Annotated in this window: 15 protein-coding genes and 1 riboswitch; of the genes, 9 read left to right on the top strand and 6 right to left on the bottom strand. The window is 73.9% G+C overall.

Annotated elements, in window-relative coordinates; translation table 11 throughout:
- Window positions 1-23: 23 nt before the first annotated feature.
- Window positions 24-269 (bottom strand): hypothetical protein, encoded by a 246-nt coding sequence (locus ACWER9_RS23890; protein ID WP_357349908.1) that lies wholly within the window; start codon window positions 267-269, stop codon window positions 24-26.
- 83 nt (window positions 270-352) lie between these two features.
- The gene (gene sugE, locus ACWER9_RS23885; protein ID WP_091400443.1) at window positions 353-667 is read right to left on the bottom strand and encodes a quaternary ammonium compound efflux SMR transporter SugE; all 315 of its coding nucleotides are present in this window, start codon (window positions 665-667) and stop codon (window positions 353-355) included.
- Window positions 668-728: 61 nt separating this feature from the next.
- Window positions 729-801: riboswitch (guanidine-III (ykkC-III) riboswitch) on the bottom strand.
- 92 nt (window positions 802-893) lie between these two features.
- Between sugE and ACWER9_RS23880 the strand changes: the two genes are divergently transcribed.
- The 7 genes from ACWER9_RS23880 (at window position 894) to pspM (ending at window position 7,093) form a co-directional block, all read left to right on the top strand.
- On the top strand, window positions 894-1,817 hold the full coding sequence (locus ACWER9_RS23880) for an ornithine cyclodeaminase family protein (protein ID WP_452303930.1): 924 nt from the start codon (window positions 894-896) through the stop codon (window positions 1,815-1,817).
- Between the two features lie 90 nt (window positions 1,818-1,907).
- Window positions 1,908-3,416 (top strand): 30S ribosomal protein S12 methylthiotransferase RimO, encoded by a 1,509-nt coding sequence (gene rimO / locus ACWER9_RS23875; protein ID WP_452303929.1) that lies wholly within the window; start codon window positions 1,908-1,910, stop codon window positions 3,414-3,416.
- A 77-nt stretch (window positions 3,417-3,493) separates the two neighbouring features.
- Window positions 3,494-4,084: a CDP-diacylglycerol--glycerol-3-phosphate 3-phosphatidyltransferase gene (gene pgsA / locus ACWER9_RS23870; protein ID WP_452303947.1), complete on the top strand. Its 591-nt coding sequence runs from the start codon at window positions 3,494-3,496 to the stop codon at window positions 4,082-4,084.
- A gap of 30 nt (window positions 4,085-4,114) precedes the next feature.
- Window positions 4,115-4,624, top strand: a complete 510-nt coding sequence (locus ACWER9_RS23865; RefSeq protein WP_452303946.1) for a CinA family protein — start codon at window positions 4,115-4,117, stop codon at window positions 4,622-4,624.
- A gap of 153 nt (window positions 4,625-4,777) precedes the next feature.
- Complete coding sequence (locus ACWER9_RS23860; protein WP_452303928.1) at window positions 4,778-5,212, top strand: helix-turn-helix domain-containing protein; 435 nt, start codon at window positions 4,778-4,780, stop codon at window positions 5,210-5,212.
- 200 nt (window positions 5,213-5,412) lie between these two features.
- The gene (locus ACWER9_RS23855; RefSeq protein WP_452303927.1) at window positions 5,413-6,285 is read left to right on the top strand and encodes a PspA/IM30 family protein; all 873 of its coding nucleotides are present in this window, start codon (window positions 5,413-5,415) and stop codon (window positions 6,283-6,285) included.
- 22 nt (window positions 6,286-6,307) lie between these two features.
- Window positions 6,308-7,093 carry a phage shock envelope stress response protein PspM gene (pspM, locus tag ACWER9_RS23850; protein WP_452303926.1) on the top strand — a complete coding sequence of 262 codons (786 nt, stop codon included), beginning with the start codon at window positions 6,308-6,310 and terminating at the stop codon, window positions 7,091-7,093.
- 44 nt (window positions 7,094-7,137) lie between these two features.
- Here pspM and ACWER9_RS23845 read toward each other — a convergent pair whose 3' ends face one another.
- Together ACWER9_RS23845 and ACWER9_RS23840 are read right to left on the bottom strand one after the other, a co-directional pair.
- On the bottom strand, window positions 7,138-10,749 hold the full coding sequence (locus ACWER9_RS23845; RefSeq protein ID WP_452303925.1) for a hypothetical protein: 3,612 nt from the start codon (window positions 10,747-10,749) through the stop codon (window positions 7,138-7,140).
- Between the two features lie 165 nt (window positions 10,750-10,914).
- Window positions 10,915-11,724, bottom strand: coding sequence for a DNA-formamidopyrimidine glycosylase family protein (locus tag ACWER9_RS23840; protein ID WP_452303924.1), 810 nt, complete (start codon window positions 11,722-11,724; stop codon window positions 10,915-10,917).
- Between the two features lie 109 nt (window positions 11,725-11,833).
- Here ACWER9_RS23840 and ACWER9_RS23835 point away from each other — a divergent pair, with 109 nt between their 5' ends.
- Window positions 11,834-13,093 carry a hypothetical protein gene (locus ACWER9_RS23835; protein ID WP_452303923.1) on the top strand — a complete coding sequence of 420 codons (1,260 nt, stop codon included), beginning with the start codon at window positions 11,834-11,836 and terminating at the stop codon, window positions 13,091-13,093.
- Window positions 13,094-13,126: 33 nt separating this feature from the next.
- On the opposite strand, the gene ACWER9_RS23830 is transcribed toward ACWER9_RS23835, so the two are convergent.
- Together ACWER9_RS23830 and ACWER9_RS23825 are read right to left on the bottom strand one after the other, a co-directional pair.
- Window positions 13,127-13,369: a CPCC family cysteine-rich protein gene (locus tag ACWER9_RS23830; protein WP_357349926.1), complete on the bottom strand. Its 243-nt coding sequence runs from the start codon at window positions 13,367-13,369 to the stop codon at window positions 13,127-13,129.
- Between the two features lie 25 nt (window positions 13,370-13,394).
- A complete protein-coding gene (locus ACWER9_RS23825; RefSeq protein ID WP_452303922.1) occupies window positions 13,395-14,195 on the bottom strand; it encodes an SAM hydrolase/SAM-dependent halogenase family protein in 801 nt (266 codons plus the stop codon).
- 102 nt (window positions 14,196-14,297) lie between these two features.
- Between ACWER9_RS23825 and ACWER9_RS23820 the strand changes: the two genes are divergently transcribed.
- Window positions 14,298-14,855: a hypothetical protein gene (locus ACWER9_RS23820; RefSeq protein ID WP_452303921.1), complete on the top strand. Its 558-nt coding sequence runs from the start codon at window positions 14,298-14,300 to the stop codon at window positions 14,853-14,855.
- The last annotated feature ends 6 nt before the right edge of the window (window positions 14,856-14,861 follow it).

The raw sequence follows: 14,861 nt of genomic DNA, 5'->3' as shown, positions 1-14,861 counted from the left end.
CGGGCCCGTGCCGTGGGGAACGGTCAGTTGCTGATCAGTGCGGCGAAGACCACCAGACCGAGGATCGCGGCGACGACGCTCGCCGCGGCGGCGTACCAACCCAGCGGCTTGTCACCGAGCACCGCGCCGACGACGCCCGCGATGACGCCGAGCACGCCGAAGATGATCGGGTTGAGCAGCAGGGCCAGGACCGCGAAGACGAAGCCCACGATGGTGAGGATGCGGGCGGCGTTGCTGCGGGGACGGGCGGTGCTCGGCATGTCGGCCATGTCTTCCTCCGGGTGAGAGCCTGTCGTGACCTATCGATCACTACCCACTGTGGGCGCTGGCCACGCATCCCCGACGGGGCGCCTCAGTGGAAGATCTTCAACCCGATCACGCCCGCCACCACCAGCAGGAGGCAGAGGATGCGGGGCAGGCTCGCCGACTCGCCGAGCGCCAGCATCCCGACAAGCGCGGTGCCGACCGCGCCGATGCCGACCCAGACCGCGTAGCCGGTGCCGACGGGGATGTCCCGGAGCGCGTACGACAGCCCGGCCATGCTCAGGAGCAGGGTCACCACGAACACCACGGACGGGATCAGCCGGCTGAAGCCGGCGCTGCGGTCCAGGGCGATCGCCCAGGCCGTCTCCAGAAGTCCCGAGATCACCAGTACGAGCCAGGCCATCGTCCACCTCACCGGAAGCGCCCGGGGCTGCCGCGCCGGGACGAGTCGAGTCTGCACGTCACGCGGGGCGTCTTGGCCTGACCGGGTACGCCCACCACTCGTCCGGAGCGGCCACGGGCATCCGGGGCCACCGCTGCCGACGCTAGCACCGACCCCGGCGCCGTGGCGGTGACCGTCGCCACGCCCCGTTGACCTCCACCTGACTTCAACTTGCAGTATCACCAGCATGACCATGCTCTACGCCGACCCCGAGGTCGCTGCCACGCTGGACGCCGCCACCACGGTCGACGCCATGCGCGCCGCCCTCCTGGCCGCGTACGAGGGACGCCTGGTCGCGCCGCCGCGGGCCGCCGCACCGCTGAGCGGTGGGCGGATGGTCCTCACCGCCGGGCACCTGCTCGGCGAGTGGTACGGCTTCCGCTCGTACGACACCTTCGGGCATCCGCAGGGCGAGCAGGTGGTGGTGCTGCACGACGCCCGGACCGGGGCGGTCCGCGCGATCGCGGTCGGCGAGGAGTTGGGCTCCCGCCGTACCGGCGGGTTGGGGGGCCTCGCCGTCGACGCGCTGGCCCGCCCCGACGCCACCACCCTCGGGGTGATCGGCTCCGGCCGGCAGGCGTGGACCCAGGTCTGGGCCGCCGCCGCGGTCCGCCCGTTGCGGGAGGTGGTGGTGCACAGCCGGTCCGCCGCTCGCCGGGAGGCCTTCGCCGCCCGGGTCCGCGCCGAGCTGGGCGTGCCGGCCCGCGCGACGGCCGACCCGGGCTCGGCCGTCGCCCGGCGGGACGTGGTGGTGCTGGCGACCACCAGCCCGACCCCGGTGCTCCGCGCCGCCGACCTCAGCCCCGGCACGCACGTCAACGCGGTCGGCTTCAAGCAGCGCGACCGCAGCGAGTTCGGCCCCGACCTGCTGGACACCGCCGACCTGCTGGTCACCGACTCACCGGCCCAGGCGGCGGACTACCAGCCGCCGATGCTCGCGGCCACACCTCCGTACGCCGGGCGGTTGCGCGACCTGGGCGGCATCCTGGCCGGCGCGGTTCCCGGCCGGACCACCGCGGACCAGGTCTCGGTCTTCTGCTCCACGGGTCTCGCCGGCACCGAGGTCTTCCTGCTCGACGCGCTGACCCGGGTGGCCGCGGCGACCCGCTGACCGTCGGGCGAGAGGGGGTGACCGGAAGTGGTGTCGAGCGCCTTCGCCGCCCGCGTGCGTGGGCTTCCCCGACTGGCCCGGTACCCTCGGATGGTGTCTGCCACCTCTCCTTCTCCCGCTGACCACGCCGAGGGTCGCCGCGTCGCCCTGCTGACTCTGGGCTGTGCCCGCAACGAGGTCGACTCGGAGGAGCTGGCCGCCCGCCTGCACGCCGACGGCTGGCAGGTGAGCACCGACGGCGAGGGTGCCGACGTGGTGGTCGTCAACACCTGCGGTTTCGTGGAGAAGGCCAAGCAGGACTCCATCCAGACCCTGCTCGCCGCCGCCGGGACGGGCGCCAAGGTGGTCGCCGCGGGCTGCATGGCCGAGCGGTACGGGCGCGATCTGGCCGACAGCCTGCCCGAGGCGCAGGCGGTGCTGAGCTTCGACGACTACCCCGACATCGCCGCTCGGCTGAACGCCGTCGTCGCCGGCGAGCAGATCGCCGCGCACACCCCACGGGACCGGCGTGAGTTGCTGCCGCTGACCCCGGTGCAGCGCCGCGACAGCGGGGTCTCGCTGCCCGGCCACGGCACCGTGACCCGCACCGTCGTCGACACCGACGAGCACACCCCGGCACACCTGCGCCAGGTGCTGCGCCGCCGGCTCGACACCGGCCCGGTGGCCTCGCTGAAGCTGGCCAGCGGCTGCGACCGCCGCTGCGCGTTCTGCGCCATCCCGGCCTTCCGGGGAGCTTTCGTCTCGCGTACGCCGGACGAGCTGCTCGCCGAGGCGGAGTGGCTGGCCAAGAGCGGCGTACGGGAGTTGGTGCTGGTCAGCGAGAACTCCACCTCGTACGGCAAGGACCTGGGTGACCCGCGAGCCCTGGAGAAGCTGCTGCCGCAGCTCGCCGCGGTGACCGGCATCGTCCGGGTGCGGGCGAGCTACCTCCAGCCGGCCGAGACCCGACCCGGGCTGGTCGAGGCGATCGCCAACACCCCGGGCGTGGCCGCGTACTTCGACCTGTCGTTCCAGCACTCCAGCGAGCCGGTGCTGCGCCGGATGCGGCGTTTCGGCTCCACCGACCGGTTCCTGGAGCTGCTGGCGACTGCCCGCGCCCTGGCCCCGGACGCGGGCGCCCGGAGCAACTTCATCGTCGGTTTCCCCGGCGAGACCCGCGCCGACGTCGACGAACTCGTCCGGTTCCTCACCGAGGCCCGGCTCGACGCGATCGGCATGTTCGACTACAGCGACGAGGACGGCACCGAGGCGGCCGGCCTGCCCGGCAAGGTCTCCGCCGCGACGATCAAGCGACGGTACGACCGGCTGTCCGCCCTCGCCGACGAGCTGTGCTCGCAGCGGGCCGAGGACCGGCTCGGCTCGACCGTCGAGGTGCTCGTCGACTCGATCGAGGACGGTGTGGTGGAGGGTCGGGCGGCTCACCAGGCACCGGAGGTGGACGGTTCCACCACCCTGGTCGCCCCGGTCGAGGGCGGGGTCGACCTGGCCGCGCTGCGCCCGGGCGATCTGGTGCGCGCAACGGTGACCGGCACCGAAGGGGTGGACCTGCTCGCTGTGCCGGATGAGATGATCTCGGCGGCGCCCGGCGCGGCACGGTGACGGCGGGCCCGAGCGGAGCGGGGGAGCCAGGTGGTGCGGTGCCGGGAACACCTCGGCGGCCCGAGCAGGGCGCAGCGGTGACCGGGGCGACGGAGTCGACGCCGAGTCGGGTGGTTGCCGTGGTGCCCGTCGTGAACGCGGCCAACGCGTTGACCGCCCTGCGGCTGGTGCTGGTGCCGGTCTTCGCCGCCTCGGTGATCGTGTCGGGGATGACCCACGCCGGTTGGCGGATGGCCGCCTGCCTGATCTTCGCGGTGGCCTCGGCGACCGACCTGGTGGACGGCTGGATCGCCCGCCGCTTCGGGCTTGTCACGTCGGTCGGCAAGGTGGCCGACCCGATCGCCGACAAGGCGCTCACCGGCGCCGCGCTGGTGTTGCTCTCCTGGTACGACCAACTGCCCTGGTGGGTGACCGCGCTGATCCTCGTGCGCGAGCTGGGCATCACCGGGCTGCGGTTCTGGGTGATCCGGCACGGTGTGATCGCCGCCAGCCGAGGCGGCAAGGTCAAGACCGCGCTCCAGATCCTGGCCATCGTCTGGTACCTCTGGCCGATGCCGGCCGCCCTCGCCACCGTCGGCCCCTGGATCATGGCCGCCGCCGTCCTGGTCACGGTCGCCACCGGCTTCGACTACATAGCCCAAGCCCTCCGCCTCCGCCGCCCCCGCTAACCGATGAGTGGTGCTGACGTGAGCGCTGAGGTGACCGGTACTGAGGTGGGCGATGCGCAGGTGGGCAGCGCGGCGGCGGGGGTCGTGCACCGGCTTGCCGAGCGGCACGAGACCCTTGCCACAGTCGAGTCGCTCACCGGCGGGTCCCTCGCCGCCTCGATCGTGACCATCGCCGGGGTCAGCGGGGTCTACCGGGGCGGCCTCGTGGTCTACGCCACCGAGTTGAAGGGCACCCTGGCTGGCGTACCGGTTGATCTGTTGTCGGACCGGGGGCCGGTGGACCCGGACGTGGCGGTGGCGCTCGCCGAGGGTGGCCGGGAGCGGTGCGGCGCGGACTGGGGAGTTGCCACGACCGGGGTCGCCGGTCCGGAGCCGCAGGACGGGAAGCCGGTGGGCCTGGTCTACGTCGCGGTCGTCGGACCGGACGGCAGCGAGGTCCGCCAGCTCGACCTGGGCGGCGGCCGGGACCACGTCCGCGCGGCGGCGGTGGTCGAGGCGCTGCGGCTGCTCGCCGAACGGCTCGCCGCCGCGACGCCGTGAGGCCGTCCCGGGGAACCCGACGGGCGGGGCGGGATGTCGCCCGGGCCCGCAACGGGTACGGTTGCGGGAAGGCTCCGACGTTCGGAGTCGGCGCGGTCCGCCGCGACCGGCTGCCCAACGCCGGGCGCGAGGTATCCCTCAGGGGGAGGTGCGATGATCCTGCTACGCCGGGTGATCGGTGACGCACTGCGGGCGCGCCGGCAGGGGCAGCAGCGCACGCTGCGTGAGGTCTCCACCGCCGCCAACGTCAGCCTCGGCTACCTCTCCGAGATCGAGCGGGGGCACAAGGAGCCGTCGAGCGAGCTGCTCGCCGCGATCTGTGACGCCCTCGGTGCCCGCCTGTCCGAGCTGCTGCGTGAGGTGAGCGACACCGTGGCGCTCGCCGAGCAGATGCCCGGGGTGCTCGTTCCGATGCCGGACGAGCCGGCCGACGCCCCAGCCAAGAGCACCAGCCGGGGGGTCCGTCAGCTCACCTCCGACGGCAAGGTCGCGGTCTCGGTCCGCCAGGACTCGCCGCTCAAGGCCACGCTGCGCAGCACCCGGGTCCGCCCGACCGAGCGCGATCGGGACGTGGTCTGCGCCGCCTGAGCCACAGGTCCGGTTGGACCGTGGGCGGGCTGGCCCCGGCCGCGTAGGGTTGCTCGCAGGAGCCGCCGGTGCTGTCGACCGCCCGGTACGGATGCCTCGTTGGCGTTCGGCTGGGACGATGGAGGCCGGCCGCTCGCGGTCGGTCGGTTCAACCGGCCCGGCCGTGGTGGGAGCGACGCTACTGAGGGGATACCGCAGAGATGGCGAACCCGTTCGTCAAGGGCTGGAACTACCTGATGGCGCTCTTCGGTGCGAAGATCGACGAGCATGCCGATCCCAAGGTGCAGATCCAGCAGGCCATCGAGGATGCCCAGCGGCAGCACCAGGCGCTGGTTCAGCAGGCTGCCGCGGTGATCGGCAACCAGCGTCAGCTGGAGATGAAGCTGTCCCGGCAGATGTCCGAGGTCGAGCGGTTGCAGGGAAACGCCCGGCAGGCCCTGGTGCTGTCCGACCAGGCCCGGGCCAAGGGCGACGAGGCCGAGGCGGTGCGGTTCGAGCAGTCCGCGCAGACGCTTGCCAGCCAACTCGTCTCCGCCGAGCAGGCCACCGAGGACCTGAAGACCCTGCATGACCAGGCGCTCGGCGCCGCCGCCCAGGCCCGCCGGGCGGTCGAGAACAACTCGATGATCCTCCAGCAGAAGCTCGCCGAGCGCACCAAGCTGCTCAGTCAGCTGGAGCAGGCCAAGATGCAGGAGACGGTGGCCCGCTCCCTGGAGTCGATGTCGTCGCTGACCGCACCCGCGAACACCCCGTCGCTCGACGAGGTGCGCGACCGGATCGAGCGGCGGTACGCCAACGCGATGGGTCGCGCCGAACTGGCCGGCAACTCCGTCGAAGGCCGTATGTTGGAGATCCAGAAGGCCACGATCGACTCGGCCGGCTCCGCCCGGCTGGAGCAGATCCGGTCCAGCATGGCGGGGGAGCAGCTCGGCGGCACGGCCCAGCGACCGGCCGTTCCCCAGGCCGAGAAGACCGGCCCGGCAAACGACCCGACGGCCGCCGCCCGACTTGACGAGCTGCGTGCCAGCATGGCCCGCGAGCGGGGCACCGGCGACCCGACCGCCGCCGGCTGAACGACCGGACGAGGGGGTCAGGGTGGCGGACGAGCGGACGCGATACTTCCGGCGGCTGGGTCGGCTTCGCCGGTCGGCCCGACGGTGGAGTGTGCTGGCCGGTGGGCTCGGCGGCGCGGCGGCGGTGCTGACTCCGTACGCCGGCCTTGGTCTGCCCGACGCGGCCTGGGCCGGCGCCGCGGGCAGTGCGGTGGCACTCGCCGCCTGGCGCTGGATCGACGTGCGCGCCCTGGCCGCGCAGCCGGCGCCCCCCGCGCTCGACCCGGCCGAGGCGGCGGCCCGGTCCCGGGCCCGGTTGATCGCCGCCGTCGAGCGACTGCCGGTCGGCCCGGGCGTGCTGGCCGAGGTGCGCCGGGTCCGTTCCCGGATCGCGCTGCGCGGCACCAGCGCCGGGGAGCAGTGGGCCCGACTGGACCGGGCGGCGCTCACCCTGGCCGGGATGGCCCCCCGGCTCACCGGGCTGGCCGAGCCGGCGGTGCTGGAGGCCGCCGCCGCCGACCGCTCGCTGCGCGAGCTGGCCGCACGGGTGGCAAGCGTCGAACGTGCGCTGCGGCTCGCCCCGGCCGACGCCCGGCCGCCGCTGGCCGAGGCGCACGCCGCGCTGACCGCTCAGCTGGAGGGCGGGGTGGCGGCGTACGAACGGCTGGTGGTCGCCGCCGCCGGCTATCTGGCCGAGGACGCCCGGCCGGAGGCCGCCCACCCGGCCGCCGACCGGCTCACCGAGGCGACCGACCTGCTGCACGGTGTCGCCGGGGCCCTAGCCGAGCTGCGCGCCGTCGGCACCCCGCTGCGCGCGCCAATGCGCTGACAGCGCACGCCCCGGAACGTGCGCCCGCCGGAACCGCGCGCCGGTCACTCTGGTGTCGTCACCAGGACCGGCCCGGTGTACGGCGAGGTGCCCACGACGTTGAACGACCGGATCCGGTAGTGGTAGGTCACGCCCCGGGCCAGCCCGGTGTTGGTGAAGCCGTGGCCGGTCACCGTGAAGGTCGCCACCTCCCGGTCGAAGGCCGGGTCGAGCGCCCGCTGCACGGTGAACCCGGACCCCGGGCCGCCGGGTGTGCTCGCCGCCCAGGCCAGGATCACCGTCGCGGTGTCCGGCCCCGGTGCGGTGGCGGTGGCGCTCACGCCGTTGGGGGTTCCTGGCGCGGGCGGTGAGGTCACCGCGGCGACAGTCGACCACGCCGAGGCGGCGCCCAGGTAGGTGGTCCGCACCCGGTAGTAGTACGTGGTGTCCGCTGCGACTGTCGCGTCCAGGTGGTTGTCGCCGACCCCGATCGCCGTGGTGCCCGGGCCGCTGGTGAACGTCGGGTTGGTGGCCCGTTGCACGTCGATGCCGGTGGCGAACGAACGGTTCGTCCAGCGCAGCGCCACGCGTAGCGGCGCGGCCGGCGGAAGCGTCGCGACCAGGCCGCTCGGGGCGGCCAGGTGTACCGAGGCGGGCACCCCGTTGGACCAGGACGAGTAGCTAACCGCGTTCTCCGCCCGGATCCGGTAGTGGTAGGTCACGCCGGGGGTCACCGTCGCGTCGGTGTACCTGGTGGCGGCGGCCGCGACGGTGATCGTGGTGACCTCGCCGCCGAAGGTCGCGTCGGTGGCCCGTTGCAGCAGGTGGCTGGTGGCGGGCGGGCGTCCGCCGTTGCTGGTCCAGGCCAGCGCGATCGCGGGTAGCGCGGTGGCGGAGCCGGGCACCGGTGTGGCGGTCAGCCCGGTCGGTGCCTTCGGCGTCACCCGCAGCACCAGCGGTCGGGTCATCCCGCCGTCGCGGTGCCCGGCGAGCTGGCTGTGCCACCGGTACTCCCAGCCCAGGTTGACCAGCTGGTTGACCACGGTGGCGGGTCGCCCGTCGGCGGGGCTGACCGGCGTGGACCCGGTCCGGGCACCGGCCGGGCGGCCCGGGTCGAGCAGCCGGACGCTGTCACCCAGCTTGAACGGCAGCGTCGGCGCGACCGGGCGCAGCGCCACCACCACGTCCTCCCGGGGGTTGACCCGGACGACCCCCTTCCAGCCCAGCTCCGTGCCGTGCGGGGGTCGCAGCGTGCCGTCCCAGCCAACCCGGTTGACCACCTGCACGTCACAGCCGCCGACGTGCAACGGCTCGGTCTGCCGGACGTTGCCGCTGATCCGCCAGAGCTGCGTGCCGTCGGTCGGGGCACCCACCGGCACGGCGGTGTCGGTGGCGAAGAGCACCTCGGTGACCGGGTCGGTCGGGCCGAGCGTAAGCGTCGTCGGGTGAAGCGGCCCGGCGTACGGGTGCCCGACGCCGAGCCGGCCCGCCAGTCGGCCGTGGTCCGGTTCGAAGATCTGCTGCGCGGCCTTGACCGCGATCGGCAGCGTCACCGGGCCGGTGCCGGCGGTCGGCGTGAACGTCACAGTGGTGGCGTGCACCGGCACCGTCGTCTGCGCCGGGGTGCGGGTCCCGAACGCCGGGTCGTACGCCGGCTGCGGGACGATCGGCGGGCGCTGGCTGGCCGCGTACGCCTGGGGGAGTCGGTCGCGCAGCCTGCTCAGGTCGTACGGCGGCGCGGGCGTCCCGGTGACCCGGAACTGGAGCAGGGTGCGGGTGTTCGGGCCGTACCCCGGTTCGGTCCGGGGTGGACCGCCCTCGGCGCTGCGGTCCGGGGCGTCGGTGTGCTGGTCGTAGCGGCTGTCGAAGCCGGGCAGCGGGGCCGGAGCGTCGTTGTACAGGATCAGCGTGCTGCCCGGTGGCACGGCGGAGAAGTCGACGAGCACGTCGGCCCGCTCGCCCGGGGCGAGCAGCAGGGTGTGCCCGTCGACGTTCAGCACGGTCGGGTCGCGCCGGTCGTAGCGGTAGCCGATGGGCCGGTTCGGCAGCACCACCGGCGCCGGCAGGAGGCCGCCCTCGTTGCCGATCTGGACGAACTCCGGGCCGGCGGCGCGCGGGTCCGGCACACCACCGTCGCGTCCGTCGGTGGGCCACCCCGCCGGGCGGTCCGTCGCGCGCACGGCGGGCACCATCGGCACCTCGCCGGCGTCGGGGTCGGCGAGCGCGCCGTCGGCAGTCCACATCGCCGCGTCCGAGCAGGCGCGGTAGAGCTGCAGGTTGAGGCTGCGGTCCAGGCAGGCGTTGAGGATCCGGAACCGGTACGCGCGCGGCCGCACCTCCAGGTACGGGTAGGCGACACCGTTGACGAGGGGGGTGTCGCCGTACGCCTCGGGGACGGCCGACGGGTGCGGTACGCCGGGGCTCGACGGCGGTTCGTCCGGCGCGTCGACCGGGTCGTGGTACGGGTTCGGCACCCACCTGTCGTCGCGCGCGTCGTCCGGGGCGCAGGTACGGGACCAGGGGCCGTAGTCCCACCGGCCGGTCGGGTTGCGTCCGCCGGCCCGGTGCGGGTTCTGCCGGGGCTGGTAGACGTGCGGGTGCCAGAGGCTGCCCCGGGCGCCCCAGCGTTCCCGGTCCCAGGTCGGGTCCTCGGCGGCGAGTTGGGTGTCGTCCGGAACGAACGTCTTGTCCTCGACCACGAGCGGCACCTGGTCGGCCGGCAGCACCCCGTCGGCGACGAGGTGGTCCTCGGCCGGGTCGGTGAGCAGGTAGAGCGCGAGCTGTCCGCCGTAGACGGTGAGCCGGGCCAGGCCGAGGGTGTTGTCGTGGAACCACAGCAGGCGGCCGCTCTGCTCGTTCGGGAAGTAGAGGGTGGTGGCCCCGGCGCCGGGCGGGGGCATGTCCGGCACGTGGGCCAGGCCGGGTCCGTTCGGGTAGGGGGTGATCTCCCCGGCCGGGGTGATCCACTGCCCCGGGTTGCCCGCGCTGGTCCAACCGGTCTGCGCTCCGGCCAGGTGCAGCACGGCCCGGTTCTGCGGGTACGGCGCCGGTCCGTCCAGTGGGCCGAGGCCGGCACCCTCGACGGTGTCGTCGACAGGCAGGAACAGCTCGCCGGCCCGACCGGTGGGGAGCTGGTTGATGAACTTCACCCGGACCGGTCGACCCCGCCGGGCGACGATCATCGGCCCGAGGTGCCAGGGGCGCTCCGGAGGCACCACCGTGTTGTGTCCGGCCGGGTCGGTGCCCAGGTTGAGTTGCCGGTAACCGCGCAGCCGGGTGGCCGGCAGGTCGCGGTGCAGCCGCTGGGCGTACTCCTGGAGACCGATCTCGTAGTAGTCGCAGCCCGGGTAGCTGATGGTGTCCGGTGTCGCCACCGGCAGGTGGCTGCCGAGGTCGCCGCGGCCCGGCTGACCGGGGACTGGCAGCGGGTCGACGAACTTGCGCAGCCCCGACCCGGCCGCCACCTGTCCGTCGGGGTCGCGCGTCGGGCGGGGGCTGTGGGCGAAGTTCGGCACCGGGCCGAAGTAGCGGGGCACGACGGCCGGGTCCAGGCTCGGCGTCGGGGCGGGCTCCTCGGCGGTGCGTGCGGCCGGCACGGACGCGGCCCGGCCGTTGGCGTCGGTGTCGCTTGAGGTCCGCTCGAAGAAGGTGGAGCGGAGTCTGCGGAACATCGCCATGACTCTCCCCGGTTCGGGGCGCGAGGTCCGCCACCCCGGCGTGGTGGGCCTCGGCACTCTGCTGACGGTCGGTGAGCGCTCAACCGCAGCATGCGACTCCGGCAGCCGGTTAGGAATTACCCAATCGTCCGTTTCTGCGACAGGTCCCGCTGGGCGAGAGCCTGGTCAACCGGGTACCGGCGCAACCGGGCGTTCGGGCTGGCAGACCGGGCACCAGTAGGTGACCCGTTCGCCAAGCTCCTCCTTGCGGATCGCGGTGCCGCAGCGGCGGCAGGGCTGGGCGCGGCGGCCGTACACGTAGCTGGTCTGCCCCCGGTGCAGCGAGCCGGTGCTGCTCTGCGTCCACCGACCTCGGTTGGCGGCGAGCAGCCGCTGTGCGAGGGCCACCAGGCCCGGCAGGTCGGGCACCCCGGCGACCGGGGTCCACGGCGACACGCCGCGCAGGAACAGCACCTCGCACTTGTAGAGGTTGCCCACCCCGGCCAGGTTGCGCTGGTCGAGCACCGCCTCGCCGATGGTCTGCTCCGGGTGGTCGGCGAGCCGACGGACCGCCTCGGCCGGGTCCCAGTCCGGACCGAGCAGGTCGGGGCCGAGGTGGCCGACCAGTTGGTCCTCCTCGGCGGTCGGCACGAGGGTCAGGTCGTGCAGGTGGTAGCCGACCGCGACGGCACCGGCGCTGCGCAGCACCACCCGGATCAGGTGCGCGGGTCGGCCGCTCCAGCGTTCCCCCGGGGCGTACGCCCGCCAGGCGCCGTCCATCCGCAGGTGGGAGTGCAGGGTCCAGTGCGCCTGGGTCGGGGCGTCGAGCCGTAGCAGCAGGTGTTTGCCCCGACTTGCCGACTCGCGGACGGTCCAGCCGGTGAGGTCCGTGGTCGCCAACTGCGGCACCCGGAAGTCACTGCCGGTGATCCGCGCGCCGGCAAGCGCGCGGTGCAGCACACGCGCGGTGTTCCAAACGGTGTCGCCTTCGGGCACCCTGCCATCCTCCCTCTTTCGAGCAAGATTCGCATGTGTCGCTATTTGTACTCAGGTTCCTCATGATCTCCTGACATGCGAAGGTCAGGGGGTTCTGAGGAGAATGCCCATGTCGCGACCCCGTTGTCGTATCCCGTCCGTCGCCCTCATCGCCACCCTCGCCCTCCTGCTCACCGCGGCTCTCCTACCCGCCGCCGATCCCGTTCCGGCCGCAGCCAGCGGCGCCCCGATCACCCTCGTCGCCGCACCCGGCGACGAACGGTGGAGCGCCGACCTCACCATCGTCGACCGTGACGATGTGAACGTCCGGCGCACCGCAGCCGGCCTGCGACTGCGGGAGGCCCGACCCACCGGGCGCGGCGCCCACAGCCCGCACAGCGCGGTCGCCGAGGGAATGCTGCTGAGCGCTCCCCGCACCCTCGCCCGGCCGGCCACCCGGGTCCGCGCCACGATCGACGCCGCGGTCCCGACCGGAGCGACAGTGGAGGCGCAGGTCCGCGGCTGGCGGGCCACCGGCTGGACCGAGTGGCGCGCGGCCACCGCCGGCACGGCCTTCGACCGGCCCGTCACCCGGGTGCAGACCCGGGTGGTGCTCACCGCCCCCGCCGGCGGCGCCACGGCGACGGTACGGAGGGTGCAGCTCACCGCCGACGCGAACGCCGCCGTCTCCGCCGCCACACCCGGCCTCACCTACCGGGTGTACGCCACCAGGATCGGCCTGGTCGGCGAGCTGACCGCCAACGGCCGTACCGTGCAACCACGGGACCACTTCGTGGCGCTGCCGTCGCGGCGCGGCCTCTCCCCGCTCAACACCGGCGACTACACCGTACGGGTCTGCACCACCAACGGCTCCCGCTGCGAGTACGCCCCGGTCTGGGACGTCGGGCCGTGGAACACCCGCGACGACTACTGGAACCCCTCGTCGGTCCGGGAGAACTGGAAGAACCTGCCGCAGGGCCGGCCCGAGGCACAGGCCGCCTACCAGTCCGGCTACAACGGCGGGCGCGACCAGTTCGGGCGGACCGTGCTCAACCCGGCCGGCATCGACCTGGCCGACGGCACGTTCTGGGACGGGCTGCGACTGACCACGAACGCCTGGGTGGACGTCGCCTACCTCTGGACCGGCGGCGGGCCGCGCGGTGTGGTCGGTGACGGGCCGCTCAACATCCGCACCGGGGCCAGCACCGCGTACCCGACCCGTGGCCTCGCCGCCCGGCTGGCCCACGTGCCGATCCAGTGCTACGTCGCCGGTCAGTCGGTCGCCGGCCCCTTCCGCACCACTACCCGCTGGAACCGCCTGGCCAGCGGCCAGTACGTCAGCCACGCGTACATCTCCAGTGTGTACGGCGGCAGCGTGCCGGCCTGCTGAGCCACGCTCACCCCGTCGGGCGCCCCGTCGACGTCAGGGGCGCTCGTCGGGGCGGGCCGCCCGCACCATGTCCTGGTAGCGGGGGTGGCTGGCACCGTAGACGGCGTAGTTGAGACGGGCGTGCGAGAGGCTCAGGTCGCCGTTGGGGCCACCCCGGACGGCATCGGCGTCGGCATCGGTCTGGCCGTCGTCGGTCCAGAAACAGACGGGGCAGGTCCCCCCGCCGGTCCGGGATGCACAGCAGGGACAGCCCACAGGAACCACATGCTCACCCACCGGAGAAGCATTCCACAGTCGAACGTCAGCCCGATACCCGCAGGAGGTCCCCCGGGACGGCGGCGAGGAGGTCCGCGGCCCGCCCGCCGTTGACCGCGACCGCGACCAGACCGGCCGAGTCGACGTACGCCACCAGGCCGCCCGCCGGAGCGTCACCGAAGGTCCGTCCGTGCACCGCCACGAGGGCCGGCGTCGGTCCCGGCGCACCCACCCGGACCGTGGCCGGCAGCGGATCGAGCACCTCGGCCGGCGCGGCCAGTTGGACGTTGCCGAAGTGGTCCACGGTCAGCACCTCGGCGGTGAAGCCCTCGGCGTCCCGGGACACCATCGGCGTCGGAAGTCGCACCAGCCCGGCGGGGTCGAGCGGCAGGCCCGCCTCGGCCAGCGGCGCGCCGAGCGCCAGCCGGGCCGCCACCGGCGCGAACACGTCCCGGCCGTGGAACGTGCCGGACACCTGGGCGGCGAGCCAGCTCGGCTCGGTCAGCTCGACCCCGTCGGTCACCCCGCCGAGCGCGGTGGCCGCGTCCAGCAGCAACCCGTTGTCCGGGCCGACGAGGAACCCGCCCGGGGTGGCCAGCGCGACCCCTCGTCGGGCCGTGCCCACACCCGGGTCGACCACCGCCACGTGCACGCCCACCGGCAGGTGCGGCACGGCCTGCGCCAGCACCGCGGCACCGCGCCGCACGTCCGCCGGCGGCACCAGATGGGTCACGTCGATCACCCGGGCGGTCGGCGCGATCCGGGCGATGACCCCGTGGCAGGCGGCCACGAAGCCGTCAGTGAGACCGTAGTCGGTGGTCAACGAGATCCAGGGCCCTGCGGACATGTCCGCAGGCTAGTGGAACCAGTGGTCTGCTGGCGGATACGGGACAGCGCAGTGGCCGACCGGCCCCTCCCGCCGGCCGATGACGTTGGGCAGACTGCCCTGGTGACAACTCGGAACCTCCCCGCAGTCGGAATCCTGCTCGTCGCCGTCGCCCTCAGCGCCGGCTGCGGCAGTGACGACGACGGCAGCCCGAACGCGACCCCGTCCGTCTCGCCCGAGGCGGCCCCGACCGACCTGCCGACGCCGCCGGCCTCGCCGAGCGCCGACGGCGCGGCCCCGCCGTCCGCGGCCGCGCAGGGCACGACGCAGCGGCGGCCGGCCAGCCCGCCTCCTGTGGTGCTGCCCAAGCGTCCGGCCAGTGCCCCCGGTGCGAAGCAGGTCATCGACGCCTTCCGGGCCGCCGGCCTGAAGGTGCCGCGCCCGAAGGACCGCTCGGTCGACTGCGGGCCCGACGGTCTCGGCCTGGGTTGTTCCGAGCTGATCGCCACCGACGCCGTCACCGTCTACGTCTTTCCGGACGAGACAAGCGCCAGCGACATCGCGGAGACCTGGGGCGGCCAGTCGTACCAGCGCGGTGCTGTCGTGCTGAACTACCTGGAGGCGAAGACCCCGGCCGCCGACCGCCCCCGCTACGAGAAGGCCCTCGACAGGCTCGGCTGAGCACCG

It is taken from the genome of Micromonospora sp. NPDC003944, assembly GCF_053605225.1.
Note: the sequence above shows the minus strand (reverse complement) of the source record. Positions and strands in the feature narration are given on the sequence as shown.